This is a genomic window from Haloarcula marismortui ATCC 43049, assembly GCF_000011085.1.
GTDB classification, from domain to species: domain Archaea; phylum Halobacteriota; class Halobacteria; order Halobacteriales; family Haloarculaceae; genus Haloarcula; species Haloarcula marismortui.
On sequence record NC_006396.1, the window covers coordinates 1364337 to 1376974 of the forward strand.

At 60.4% G+C, this 12638-nt stretch carries 13 protein-coding genes; 4 read left to right on the forward strand and 9 right to left on the reverse strand.

Translation table 11 applies throughout. The annotated features are described in order from the left end of the window. Position 1 precedes the first annotated feature (1 nt). Positions 2–766, reverse strand: coding sequence for a hypothetical protein (locus tag RR_RS10820; RefSeq protein ID WP_004957259.1), 765 nt, complete (start codon positions 764–766; stop codon positions 2–4). Between the two features lie 163 nt (positions 767–929). Here RR_RS10820 and RR_RS10825 point away from each other — a divergent pair, with 163 nt between their 5' ends. Further along, positions 930–1760 (forward strand): hypothetical protein, encoded by an 831-nt coding sequence (locus tag RR_RS10825; protein ID WP_011223681.1) that lies wholly within the window; start codon positions 930–932, stop codon positions 1758–1760. 54 nt (positions 1761–1814) lie between these two features. Continuing rightward, complete coding sequence (gene radB / locus RR_RS10830) at positions 1815–2525, forward strand: DNA repair and recombination protein RadB (protein ID WP_004957268.1); 711 nt, start codon at positions 1815–1817, stop codon at positions 2523–2525. Between the two features lie 310 nt (positions 2526–2835). Here the strand turns inward: radB and phoU are convergent, their stop codons facing one another. The 8 genes from phoU to RR_RS10865 form a co-directional block, all read right to left on the reverse strand. Continuing rightward, on the reverse strand, positions 2836–3516 hold the full coding sequence (phoU, locus tag RR_RS10835) for a phosphate signaling complex protein PhoU (RefSeq protein WP_049938886.1): 681 nt from the start codon (positions 3514–3516) through the stop codon (positions 2836–2838). Positions 3517–3644: 128 nt separating this feature from the next. Beyond that, on the reverse strand, positions 3645–3953 hold the full coding sequence (locus tag RR_RS10840; RefSeq protein WP_011223684.1) for a hypothetical protein: 309 nt from the start codon (positions 3951–3953) through the stop codon (positions 3645–3647). A gap of 55 nt (positions 3954–4008) precedes the next feature. Then, positions 4009–5340 (reverse strand): Trk system potassium transporter TrkA, encoded by a 1332-nt coding sequence (gene trkA / locus RR_RS10845; RefSeq protein WP_049938887.1) that lies wholly within the window; start codon positions 5338–5340, stop codon positions 4009–4011. Between the two features lie 153 nt (positions 5341–5493). After that, the gene (locus RR_RS22970; protein ID WP_004957274.1) at positions 5494–5622 is read right to left on the reverse strand and encodes a hypothetical protein; all 129 of its coding nucleotides are present in this window, start codon (positions 5620–5622) and stop codon (positions 5494–5496) included. A gap of 254 nt (positions 5623–5876) precedes the next feature. Continuing rightward, positions 5877–6425, reverse strand: coding sequence for a DUF7344 domain-containing protein (locus RR_RS10850; protein ID WP_011223686.1), 549 nt, complete (start codon positions 6423–6425; stop codon positions 5877–5879). 55 nt (positions 6426–6480) lie between these two features. Further along, on the reverse strand, positions 6481–7194 hold the full coding sequence (locus RR_RS10855) for a DUF7344 domain-containing protein (protein ID WP_011223687.1): 714 nt from the start codon (positions 7192–7194) through the stop codon (positions 6481–6483). Positions 7195–7663: 469 nt separating this feature from the next. Further along, positions 7664–9367 carry a DUF7343 domain-containing protein gene (locus RR_RS10860; protein ID WP_011223688.1) on the reverse strand — a complete coding sequence of 568 codons (1704 nt, stop codon included), beginning with the start codon at positions 9365–9367 and terminating at the stop codon, positions 7664–7666. Between the two features lie 108 nt (positions 9368–9475). Continuing rightward, positions 9476–10234: a helix-turn-helix domain-containing protein gene (locus tag RR_RS10865; protein ID WP_011223689.1), complete on the reverse strand. Its 759-nt coding sequence runs from the start codon at positions 10232–10234 to the stop codon at positions 9476–9478. Between the two features lie 228 nt (positions 10235–10462). Here RR_RS10865 and RR_RS10870 point away from each other — a divergent pair, with 228 nt between their 5' ends. Continuing rightward, the gene (locus RR_RS10870; RefSeq protein ID WP_049939158.1) at positions 10463–11878 is read left to right on the forward strand and encodes a DUF4330 family protein; all 1416 of its coding nucleotides are present in this window, start codon (positions 10463–10465) and stop codon (positions 11876–11878) included. A gap of 49 nt (positions 11879–11927) precedes the next feature. Next, positions 11928–12377, forward strand: a complete 450-nt coding sequence (locus tag RR_RS10875; RefSeq protein ID WP_011223691.1) for a hypothetical protein — start codon at positions 11928–11930, stop codon at positions 12375–12377. Positions 12378–12638 lie beyond the last annotated feature (261 nt).

The following is a 12638-nucleotide window of genomic DNA, read 5'->3' on the forward strand; positions in this document are numbered from 1 at the left end:
GCTATCCACTGTCGGGTTCACCCTCCTCGGTCGGACTATCGCTGTTGTGTTTGGCCAGCGCCTCCTCGACGGTGAGTGCACCGGTCGCGACCTGCCGGGCGAGTTCCTCGCTGATCGCCCGGTTCGTATCGCTTGCCTCCCGCGAGCGGTCTTTGATCTTCTGGAGTTCGCCGGCCGTGGGTTCGATGGTCCGGCTCTCGATTTCCTCGCCGTCGAGGCGAGCGATGTTGACCGCGGCCAGCACGTCGCCCATTCCGCGTGCGCCGGAACCGAGATACGGCGTTGTCCCCGTTTCGTCGACCAGCTCCACCGGCACAGACTGGATCTCGTCGATGAGACGCGCACCGACGAGTCGCGCGCCGTCGCCGATGCGAACGACCGGGTCGACCGCGTCTTCGACTTCTTCCCGAACGATTTCGGTGATGTCCGCTGCGGGCACCTGAAACGCCGCGACGACCATATCGCCGTGGAGAATCGCGACGCCCGGCCGTTCGCCGGGGTCGATACCGATGACGGTGCGGCCGTCACCACCCCGAAGCGTCGAGATAACAGCTTCGACGGCTCGACGCGGTGTGTCCGGGTCAGCCTGCACGAGGTCGACGCCGTCGGGGATTTCGACCGATTCCCCGGCCGCGATGACCGCGACCGCCGCCTCCTCGGGCCATTCGTCGCCCGGTTCGATGGTTGTGAACGCCACGCCACGGTCGCGTAGCTCGTTGACGACACCGTGGTACACTTCGAAGTCCGCTGTGGCGACGACAATCACGGCCGGATTTCGGTCGCCGATTACTTACAGATGTGGGAGTCCGTTGGTCCGCGTGTCTGTTGCAGATAATCGCTTGACGCGTGCTGATACATCTATGTAGAGATCTCTCTACTTCCGATTACGTTTGACTGGGTTTTTATAACAGCTGAATGAACTGTTAGTGATGCGTCCGGCGGCCAGCACTGGCGGAGCGAGTACGGCGTCCGACCCGCTGTTCGGTGGTATCAGCGGTGCCTATCTTGGCTTGCTTCTGGCACCGCCGGTGCTACCGGTTCTGGAGCGGGTCGGCGTCACCGAAGCCTGGGCGCTATACCTCGCGCTGGTCGGGACGTTCGCTGTCGTGACCACTGTAACGGGGTGGGTGCTCTCCGGTCGACCAACAGTGGCCGTCACACTCGGCGCGACTCGCGCGCGCTGGCCTCCGGTGGCGATAGCGGCCGTGTACGCCGCCGTCGGCTTTGCGTCGCTGGGGATGAGCGGTGTCAGTGGCGTGCTGGCGTTTTTCTTCGGCCTGCTGGCCTTTTTGTTCGGAGTGGCTGTCGCAGTTATGTCACAGACGCGGTACACCGCGGCAGTCACCGCAGGGGCGGAGGAGTTGACTCGCTGGCGGGCGAGCTGGCCCGAGTCCGCACAGCGGCGGCGGTTGTACATCGGTGGGGCCATCGCGGGCGTCGCAACTGTCGGCTTCGCCATCGGCGCAGTGTTCGATATCGCCTTGCTCCAGTACACCAGTCAGGTGCTGTTCCCGTCCGGGTTCGTCCTCCTCTCGACGGGCGGAACCCGAACCGCCGTTGCGACCGAGAACGGCCTCGAAATCAGATTGCCGGTCGCCAGACGGTTCTATGCCTGGGAAGAACTGGAATCCTACGACCTTGACGCCGAATCGCTCGTTATCACCCGCAAATGGGGGGCAGACCTGCGGTTTGCAACAGCCGAAATTGACGACGTGTCCCTCGCCGAATGGACGCTGGCCGAGCGGCTTTCGGACGACTGACAGCAGTGCCGTCAGGTACCAGTGTTTTTACCCGAACCTGCCCAACCATTGCCCGTGAGTGAGTACGTCTCGACTGGGTGTGACGCGATTGACGACCTTCTGGGTGGTGGGCTGGAGCGCGGTGCGGTCACGCAGGTGTACGGCCCGCCAGCGGCCGGCAAGACAAACTTCGCCCTCTCGGCGGTGATGGAAGTCGCCGCCGCCGGCGACGCGGCGCTGTACATCGACACCGAAGGCCTCTCGGCAGACCGGATGGAGCAGGTCGCAAGGGGCCGCGCACGTGGGACGGCTCAGACTGTGGACGACCTCGCCGGTCGACTCATCATTACGGAGGCACTGGACTACGACGAACAGACCGAGGCTGTCCAGGACGCCGCCGAGTTCGCCGCCGAAGTCGAACTCATCGTACTGGACAGCGCGACCGGGTTCTACCGGCTCCGCCGGGACGACGAGGACGGCGGCGAGACACTACGGGACGTGGCCCGCCAGATTACTCACCTGCTCTCGCTGGCCCGCAAGCACGACATTGCCGTCCTGTACACCAATCAGGTGTTCACCGACCCGGACAGCGACCGCTCGACGGCGCTTGGCGGCCACACCCTGAACCACTGGTCCGGCGCAATCGTCCGTCTGGACCGGTTCCGCGGCGGCAACCGTCGCGCCACGCTGGAGAAACACCGCGCCAAACCGGCCGGCGACACGGCCCAGTTCCGTATCACCGACTCGGGACTCGTGGGCGACGACACGCCCGAAACGCCGCAGTAGGTCGCTCGAATCTCGACACCGGGCTCGGGCGCGCGCCGTCGCGGCGACGGCCGCGTCGTAAGCGCGAGGGACGAGTCGCACAGGCGAGCGAAGCGAGCCGAGCAACGCAGTCGGCTGGGGAGGCGTGTGGTTGTCGCTGCTTCGTGGTGCTATGATTCAGGATGCATACCGCGCGAGCGGAGTGAGCGCGGTTTCACTCCGAGCGCGTTCGTAGAACGCGACTCGGAGGTCGTTTTTAGCGTAGATTTTTGCAAAGGGGGTTCCCACAGCGCCGCAGGCGCGAGGAAACCCCCTGCAGTAAAAAGGTACTTCAGTAGATGAGGTCGTCGTCGTTCTCGACCATGTACAGCGTCCGCGCGGCGATATTGACGGCGTGGTCCCCGACCCGCTCGATGTCACGAACCGTCAGCAGGAGCCGGGACACGTCGGCCATCAGTTGCTCGATTTCGGCTTCGCTGGAGTCGGCGTCGATTTCGCGCTCGATGAGGTCACGAACGACCATCTCGGAGGCGGCTTCACACCGTTCGTCCACCTCGTCGTCGATGTCGGCGATGGTATAGCACTGGTCGGCATCCTCGCTGCCGTAAGCATCCATGGCGTTCTCGACCATCTCTATCGTCACGTCGGCAACGTCCTGTATGTCGACCTCGGGATACACATCGCGGTCGGCCTCAAGCGAGTACTCGCCGAGGTTCGTGGCGAGGTCACCGATCCGTTCGAGGTCGGTAATGATCTTGAACGACGCGGCGATAAAGCGGAGATCGGACGCGACTGGCTGTTGCAGCGCCAGCAGGTCGATACAGTCCTGTTCGAGGTCGAGATACAGCTGATTGATCTCGTGGTCGCCCTCAATGACCTCCTGGGCCATCGCTTCGTCTTTCTGTTCGAGCGCATCCAGCCCAAGCCGGAGCCGCTCGAGGACGATCTCTGACATATAGAGGACATCCTCGCGGAGCGAGTTCAGCCCCTCCTGATAGGAATCGCGTGGCATAGTCCGGAATGTGCTAGTGGTATGCATCAGCCTTTCCCTTCTCCCAATATCTCCCGATACCGGCCGGCGTCGCGGTGCGGCGGACGTGCTATGCAGGGACAGGCTCACTCGACGGCAAGAAACGATTATTATGGCGCGGTCTCGGCGTCGTTACGGGGATGAATGGCAAGCGTCGTTGCGTCGCCGAGTGCCATCCCGCCCTCAATGCGTTCGACACGCAACACCACATCTTGCGGCGTTGCACAGCCACAGCTCACGAACTCGGCCCACTCCTCGCCGACGGCCACCGGGCCGCCGTGGGCGCGTCGGAGGTACTGTTGATAGGTGTCCCCGCGAAGTTCGTCAACGATCCACGCGGTATCGACGCCGGACCACGGGTCCCCATCGGCGGCGCTGGGGGCAAACGAGAGCACGATACGGTCCGCAACGGGAGCCATACACTAATTACGGCGGGAGACAGGCTTAGTCCCTTGGGAGCCCCACTCAGAACGGTTACAATTTGTCGTTGACCGCTTCCAGACAATCGGCGTCAACGAACACTACGACGTGGTCGCCAGGTTCGATGACGGTATCACCACGGGGGATGACCAGTTCGCCGTCGCGGCTGATAGCCCCGATGACTACGCCGGTCGGCAGTTCCTGTACTGATTCCTGAATTGGCCGCCCAGCGAGGACGCTGTCGGCGGCTATCTCGATTTCTAGCACCTCGGCGCGGTCGGATTCGATGATGGCGACCTTTGTCGCGTCGTACTCCCGGGTGAATCGCGTGATCTCTTCGGCGGTCGTCTCACGGGGATTGACAGCTACATCGACGCCGACAGCCTCAAACAGGTCGACGTACTCGCCAGAGTTGACGACGGCGACGGTTCGCTCCGCACCGAGTCGCTTGGCCAGCAGTGTCACCAGGAGGTTCTTTTCGTCGCTGTCGAGCGTCGCAACCACGGCGTCGGCGTCTGAGACGTGTTCCCGTTCGAGGAACTCGCTATCCGTTGCATCACTCTCTAGCACGGTTGTTCCCTGCAGGTCCTCCGCAAGCTCACGCGCCCTGTCGTGGTCTTGCTCGATGAGCCGTGGTTTGATCCCACGATCCTGCAGCAGTCGTGCGGTGTGATAGCCGACATCGCTTCCACCAACAATAACGACGTTCTGCGTCGTCTTTGACTCCGGTGTGATTTCAGACGCAAACAGACGAACGCTTTCACAACTACCGATAACGATGATGTCGTCTCCTTCCCTGATAACGGTCTCTCCGCGTGGGATAATGACTTCGTCACCGCGCAGCACGGCAGCGAAGGTTAGTGACTCGTAGCGGTCGGCCTCCGCGACGGTCTGGTCCGCGATCGGGCTCGATTCACGCACCTCGAACTCACCCATCTGGACCTGTCCGTCGACGAATGTTTCCACGTCGCGCGAGCCTGGAAGCCCGATTACTCGGGCGATATTCTCCGCAGTGAGCAGGTTTGTCGCAACCATGTGGTCCACACCGAAGGCGGCCCCTGACTTTTCCCACGTCCGGAGGAACTTCGCACTCTTGACGCGGGAAATGGTGAATGGGTCAGCGGCCGTTATCGCCGTCCCACAGGTGACGATATTCGTTTCGTCATCGTCGGTGCTGGCGATGAGTACGTCGGCTTTTTCGATACCGGCCTCCGAGAGCGTGTCGAGTTCCGCACCGTCCCCTTCGACACCGAGTACGTCAGCCTCGTACATCAAGGCCTCAACGCGGTCAGGGTCAATATCTACGACGGCGACTTCGTGGCTTTTCGCGAGGCTTTCAGCGATGTTCGAACCGACCTCGCCCGCACCGACGATTACGATATACACGGCTGCGCCTCCGCCTGATACATATGCACCACCTTTCCACTGACACGTGAAGTGTATTTTCATCCGAGCGGCGAGCCCGGTCTTCCGGGGTAGACAAGCTACCAAACCCGGCACAGATGCTGCTCCGTCGGTGAGGTGTAGCCTTCGAGGCGCTTACGGCTCATCTCTGAGCGGCACGTCTAACCAGGGACAGAGGGCTGACCGACGTTGGAACCGTTCGACCGAATCGAACGACTCTTTCGTCTCTTCGATCGCCTTTCGCATACTGGCGTAGTCGGTCATACGACACTCTCTCTGTCTCCCCACCGTTTGATTATATGCTTCTTTACGCCCGCTATCTCCCTAGTAGACGCGTACTTCTGCCGGCCAGTTCAGGGAACCAGCGTCAAAAACTGTGCCACAATAGCTACACGGGTCTTTCGTCGCGGCCCTGTCTAACACGCAGCGGCCGTCTGACGGACTGCTCAGTACAGTACCAGGTGGCTACTACCCCATCGCTGATCAGTATAGTGTTACTTCTGGCCGAACAGACAGGCTTAGTGACTAATTGCGGACGCAAGTATGAGGACGAGGCAGTGAACGGCGACGAGTCCGAGAAGCAGTACCGTTCTGGCCGCCGGTGGACTCACGACCGCGGCTGCGCCTATCGCCACCGTCAGGACACGCACGACGGTCTCGGGTCGGAAGCTGTCGCTTGACTGCTCCTCGGTTGTGCGGGCCGCTTCGAACTGATCTCTGATAGCGCCGAATCTGGGGCCCTGACGGACCTGCTTTTGATCTTGCTTGTACTCGACCAGTCCGACAGCGTCGAGCTTGGGCAGGTGTGTCTGACAGAGTGAAATGTACACACTGTCGTAGAGCTCGTCACTATCGGTTTCTGCATCGGCGACAATGCTTGCGACCTGCTGGCCCAGTGCACTGACGGATAGCGCTGTCTCGTGTTCGGCAAGACAGTGCAAGCATACGCGGCGGCGCTCGTTACCGAGAATATCGAACATCGTCGCATCATCAAGGCCGGTCTGGTCTGGCGGCTCCGTCGTTTTCCCGGTCGCAAGGACAGCGTCGAGTCCCACTGTCGGTCGCATATATCATCCCCCCTCGGATGGACCGCTGTGTGCACACATCTGTCCAGTACGTAGCTTACCGAACCGCATCGAGAGCGGCACGTAGCCGGTCAGCAACCGACTGCGGTGCTGACAGTGACAGCCGATGGCTCGCCGCCAGTGCTACAAACACCACACTCACGACGAGCGCGACTGCGACGCCTGACACTGTGGTCCCGCTGAGTGCGAGTCCACCGACCGCAATCAGTGTCGCACACGCGGTCCCGAGATACCGACCGGACCACCGCTCACCGGCCGATGTGTGGGCAGCTGTCCGAGCGTGCTCAGTGACTGACTCGGTCGACGGCGTCGACTCCGCAGCCGTCGTCGACAGAAGCGTTGGCTCCTCGTCGAGATATTTATCGAAGGAGTTCGCGAGCGCGGTCGCTTCGACGAGTCCCCGGTCCTGGTTGTAGTTGATGACGCCCGCATCGTCCATCTTTGGGAGGTGGGACTGGTACAGCGCGATGTAGACGCGCTGGCGCTCTTTCGAGCGGAGCGAGTCGACCGTCGTGTCGTGTTCCAGCGCCGCGATGTGTTCTGCGATGTCGCTCATATCAGCCGGCTCATCGCCGGGGTGCTCGTGGAGGTACTTGAGGACCAGACGGCGACGGCGACACTGGAGAACGTGGAAGAGGTCGTCGCGGGTGAGTTCGTCGTCCGATGGGGAGTCCGCAGACGGTGACTCGTCTGTCACGGACTCCTCAGCCTCGGTTGCCGTGGGTTCGGAAGTCGTTTCAGCTATCGACATGTGCTCTCCTTATCCAGCACCCGACATATACCGGGTCGACTGTTCCGCCGATTGCGACTGTTTCATCGATTTAGCGGGCCTGTAATGCTGACTTACCCCGGCAACGATACGATTGAAACGGCCGCTGAAGCCCCTATCAGCCCATATTTCGGTATTTCTGCACAGGTGTTACTGTCTATTACTGTTTCACGCACCATACTGAATTGTTTCACCGTTTCGACGGTAGTTAGTGGATTCTATTTTACATATTTGAGATGTGTTAGGTGCTAAAATCAGGCTGGTTCTGCTGTTTTCCAGGCTTAGAAGGCCTAAAATCGGGAACGAAGCGTACGTTTATATCTGCCGGACGGTGTCGTAGGCCCATTCCGGACCACCGTGGCAGCGGCGGACAGGTGTGTTCGGCGGAGACTCACCCCTCACTGTGCAGTGATGCCACTGGCAACCCAGCTACCCCGGTCTGTGAGCCGGCTTACCCACCGGGCGTTGGCGGCTTAATGTCGCCCGCATGGGGCGAGTTTGCCGCTGCAGGCGTTGCCCGCTCCAGACAGATGAGGTTCTCCCTGCCGAGACGTATCTTGACGACTTCGTCCTCGTCGACCATCCGCGAAAGGAGACGGCTAACCTTCGCTTTCGACCAGTCTGTTGCCTCAACGATGTCGGTCTGGTGCAGACGGCCATTCTCGACTTGCAGCATCAGCTTCACGAGTTGCGCGTCAGGGGTGAGTTCCCGGTCGGCGTGTTCGAAGGCTTCAGCTGCGGTGCCCACGTCGATGTCTGGACCGTCAGCTTCGGCCACCCTGTCTGTCGCCTCGATTTCACGATTGACCTCGATTATCTCCCGGTCCAGTTCGAGGCGGCGATAGATGAACAGTCTGGCCGCCGCGGAGAGTCCCGTGACCCAGTCACGCCTGATCGCCGCGACTGTCAGCCCGATCCCGATCAAGAACCCAAGAAGCGAACTCGTCACCCAGGCTGGCGTCAGCACGCTGTTTGGGTTCGTTCCCCAGGCGACTTCCTGGGGGTCGGTCAGGAAGTCACCGTCCGAATCGACCGCGAGCGGGTCCGTTCCAAGGTCCGAAACTTCCTGTCCATCGTTGAGACCGTCGCCGTCCGTATCGACGGTGGTCGGGGACGTGCCAGCCGCCAGTTCCTTTCCGTCGCTGAGACCGTCACTATCTGTGTCACTCTCGGTGGGTTCGGTCCCCGCCTCAAGTTCTGTCCCATCTGCTATCCCATCACCGTCAGTGTCAGCGACCGTCGGGTCGGTGCCCAGGGCCAGCTCCCTGCCGTCAGCGACCTCATCAGCGTCGGTGTCGGCCTGTACCGGGTTCGTACCGATCTCCAGCTCCCGACCGTCGACGACGCCGTCGTCGTCCGTGTCTGCGTCGGTCGGATCGGTCTCGCCAGACGCCTCTCGCTGGTCGGACAGCCCATCGCCGTCAGTATCGGCGACGGTCGGATTCGTTCCGAGTGCCAGTTCGCGTTCGTCCGAGAGCCCGTCGCCGTCCGTGTCGCCCTGTCGCGGGTCGGTACCCTCTTGAATCTCAGCCCTGTCACTGACACCATCTTCGTCAGTGTCTGTGGCCGTTGGGTCTGTCCCGTGCTGGTGGACCTCTGACCCGTCCAACAGCCCGTCACCGTCAGTGTCGGTGTCAGTGAGGTTCGTCCCTCGGGCCACCTCGTTGCTGTTGTTGAGCCCGTCATCGTCAATATCACCGGCACGCTGAATCGGCTGCAAAGGCACCGACCGCGTATCCAGCGTGGCGTTAGAACTCGTGTTGCGCAGAGAGATAGAGAGATCATCGAGTCCCGCCCTTCCGGGGGTCGTGAGAGCTGCAGTTCCGTTCGGGCCGACCGACGTACAGGTCGTCGACCCGTTCGCACGCGCACAGACTGTGAGATTTTCCTGCGGCGACGTAACTGTGACCGCGATCCGATACCCGCTGGCCCGCTCGCCATCTATTTGTTCCCAGACGAACGCACCCCCATTCGGTCCGTCTGCGGTAGCCTGTGTTGGCTCCACCGACTGTATCGCTGGCGCCGTTTCGTTGCCCGCCACTGTGTATTCAGCATACTGCCCGGCGTCCGCTGCGGCAGCGACACCTACGGAGACAGACGCGACTGTCAAGAGGAGGAGTAAAGCGCAGATCCCGCTCACGATCCGGTGTCTCATACAGTACGGGTGTCACAGCGCGACAATATCCTTTTTGGCACATAGCCTCTTTGTCACTTCTGACCACACCTGATAATTCAGCGATAATTTGTGGCGCGCCCCGACTACTTACTCTTCGGACAGTCCGAGCTCCGACCCAACGACCTGATCCATACCGCGCCGAATCCGTTGTGACATCGCTGATGGTGAAATACCGAGTTTGTCCGCCAGCTCAGCCTGTGAGATGCCACGAGGCACGTCGAAGTACCCCTCTCTGTGTGCCGTCTCAAGTGCGACCTGCTGGTCTGCGGTCAGTCCGCATACGTCGGCATTTGCCTCTCCAGAGGTCCAGTACAGCCGATCAAGTCTAAATGTGATGTTCCGTTCAGAACACTCGGATCGGAACTGCGACAGTGCCGCTTGTGACCGAAACTGTGCGTGCACTAGCCACTGCCCACCCGTCCCTTCCATGCCGAGCGCCCGGCCACCAGCCTGGACGAGTGAAGGCGTGACCTGAACGGCACTGTCGGCCACCTCGATTCGATAGATGCGGTTCGTCTCCGTCCAGTCTAATACGAGGGACCCACACACCGTGTTATCCCTCCCCAGTTCTGTTTCGAACTGGTCAAGGCTCTCACCCGCGACCTCAATCACCAGAAAATTTGACGTGCCGTCGTTAACCATCTGCTCCGGATGGACTGTTATGTCTGAACTGCTCTCGGTTGCATCCGTCAGAATCAGTTCTGGATGACTCAGGCATAGATCGACGCCGAGGCTCTTCTCCCGTGGTGTTTCATCCGTCTCCGATGGACTTGCCGGCCCGTAGCCAGCGCCATTGACTGGCTGGTCCGCCTCGGTTGCTGACCCCTGGTCGCCGGTGTTGCGCATATGAACACCAGACGAATTGCGCACAAGGGTATTGCCACTATACAGATAGTGTCTGCGAGGCGAGATGCTATACTGATAGCCGGGCGTGGGCCGGGTAGCCGCCTCCGTTTGCTCACCTTGCGGTGTCGGAAGATCGGCAGGTCACCGGCCTTCGGAGGGATGACTCTCGCCGACGCGGGACAGTCAGACAACGAAACACCCAAACCACTCGGAAGAAATGACTACCGCATGGCAGATAGTCGTTCGTCGGCCCTCCTCGACGAGGATGGAAACCTCTTCGGCCTCGTCAACGTCGTCGATGCACTGGCCGCCCTGCTCGTCATTGCGGTCGTTGTGGCAGGCGCCGCACTTGTCCTCCAACCGGAGCCAGAGCCACCTGATCCAAATACTACCAACGTCACCCTCGATCTCGGGACGCAACCGTCGTACATCGTCACAGAGATCACTGAAGGCGATACGTACAGTCCCGGCGGCGATTCGAAGCTCACCATCACAGACGTTCACCTGACGCCGCAGGACAATCAGACACGTGTCATCTTACGCGCTACGCTTCAGGGACCGCCTGACGGGGACAGTCTCACATATGTGAATGCCCCCGCGCGCCTCGGGCGACCGCTAACCATCGCGACGAGTCGATACGAAGTAGACGGCCAGATTCGTGCAGTGGGTGGTGACAACAGTTTCACTCAGGAAGACACGACGGTGGTTCTCAGAGACACCATGGCCACCGCCGAAGCGCGAGACGTCACCCCCGGTGATGAGATCCGACTCAGCGGACGCACTGTCGCGACTATCGAAGACGTAGCTGCATACACAACCGAGAATTCAACCGAACAGACCGTCTTCGTCGAAGCAGAACTCGACACACACAGACAGCGGTCTGACCGCCGGTTCGGCGGCACACAGATCCGGCGCGGACAGACGGTCACGCTCCCGGCCGAAGACTACACCTTCGATGGTCGCATTGAAAAGGTGGATAGCGGCCTCCAGCCAACGACTACCGATGTGCTCCTTGAGACAACCGTCGATGCAGAAACGGCTGGCCGTATCGCTGCCGGCGACATCACTACCGTCGGCGGGTACGAGGCAGCCGAAGTACGAACGGTTACCACGTACGCGACACAGAACCCCGACCGCAAACGCGTGCTCGTGGGGCTCTCGTTGGCCACTCTCGAAAACGCCGGTCGTCAGCAGTTCGGTAGCGTCGCCGTCCAGCGTGGGAACAACATCACTATTTCGACTGAAAGCTACGCGCTCTCCGGCACCATCGAACGTGTTGGCGCACTCGAACCGCGTGGAACGCTCACCAATCGGACGGTAACCCTGTGGATGACCGACATTCGTGCGGACATGGCCGATACGATCGAACCCGGCATGACCGAAGCTAGTGGTGGCGAAACAATCGCTCGCGTCAGCCGCGTCAATACTGAGCCATCTGTCATCATTACGACGGGCGATAACGGCACGGTAAACATCGCTGATCATCCGTACTTGCGTGATGTTACCATCACGACTGAACTCCGGGTCCGCGAGTCGACAAGCGGTGTCCAGTTCAAAAGCGAGTCTCTCCAGCAGGGTTCGACAGTCGTGATCAATTTAGGGACAATCACGATTGAGGCCACAGTCGTCAGTGTCGGCCTCTGAATTACATCAAAAACGGTATACCGGGCCACTCAAACCAGTATGTAATCGGATGTCCGAGGAATCCGGGTCGCTAAGCCCTATTGAAGCGGTCGGGGAGAAAATCAGCGCGATTACTGACGGGTCACGGGTCATTACCACTGTACGAACGCTCGGTGCTCGAATGAGTGGTTTTGTTCAGGAGTCGTATTGCTATCGCTGGCTCACCAAGGAGCCCGACCCGGAAGTCATCGTTATCGACCTTCGGGAGACGTACACTATCGGTCCATTCATTGCACTACTGGATAGGATCATCCCACACGTCGAGCACACATGGCAGCACTCACGTGTGGGCTCGGTCGTGAAGCGTGTGTTCGAACGGCTCAGTGAGGAAGTGTTCGACCCACTTGCTGAGACACGTGGCTACAAATTCGCAGTTTCGGTTTTGGCGCCACCGGAGCCTCCGGAACGAGAACGCACCACAGGTGACGATCCGGGGTCTAACGAAGACGAGCCGTTCTAGTCTTTCTACGGTCACACTCTTTGCGAGATTCTATGGTTCATCGATGCTCGGTCACAGGAGTGACACAACGTGGTGTGACACAAGTCATATCTGCGTAATCGAGACGATCAGAGCATCCGTGCTTCGGCCCTTTTGATTTCATTTCGGTCCACAAAGCGATTGCCAGCGGCACGGAGTACGTACCGCCCAACAATATTTTAATCGTGTACGCAACGACTTACCCAGTCATTCGGTAAGTAGTCAACAGGGTCGCGATGACCT

Bases quoted from the DNA above. Each gene is read 5' to 3' on its own strand.
- RR_RS10825 (WP_011223681.1), top strand. From the start codon at position 930: ATGCGTCCGGCGGCCAGCACTGGCGGAGCGAGTACGGCGTCCGACCCG.
- phoU (WP_049938886.1), bottom strand. From the start codon at position 3,516: ATGCCACGCGATTCCTATCAGGAGGGGCTGAACTCGCTCCGCGAGGAT.
- RR_RS10840 (WP_011223684.1), bottom strand. From the start codon at position 3,953: ATGGCTCCCGTTGCGGACCGTATCGTGCTCTCGTTTGCCCCCAGCGCC.
- RR_RS22970 (WP_004957274.1), bottom strand. From the start codon at position 5,622: ATGACCGACTACGCCAGTATGCGAAAGGCGATCGAAGAGACGAAAGAG.
- RR_RS10850 (WP_011223686.1), bottom strand. From the start codon at position 6,425: ATGCGACCGACAGTGGGACTCGACGCTGTCCTTGCGACCGGGAAAACG.
- RR_RS10855 (WP_011223687.1), bottom strand. From the start codon at position 7,194: ATGTCGATAGCTGAAACGACTTCCGAACCCACGGCAACCGAGGCTGAG.
- RR_RS10860 (WP_011223688.1), bottom strand. From the start codon at position 9,367: ATGAGACACCGGATCGTGAGCGGGATCTGCGCTTTACTCCTCCTCTTG.
- RR_RS10865 (WP_011223689.1), bottom strand. From the start codon at position 10,234: ATGCGCAACACCGGCGACCAGGGGTCAGCAACCGAGGCGGACCAGCCA.
- RR_RS10870 (WP_049939158.1), top strand. From the start codon at position 10,463: ATGGCAGATAGTCGTTCGTCGGCCCTCCTCGACGAGGATGGAAACCTC.
- RR_RS10875 (WP_011223691.1), top strand. From the start codon at position 11,928: ATGTCCGAGGAATCCGGGTCGCTAAGCCCTATTGAAGCGGTCGGGGAG.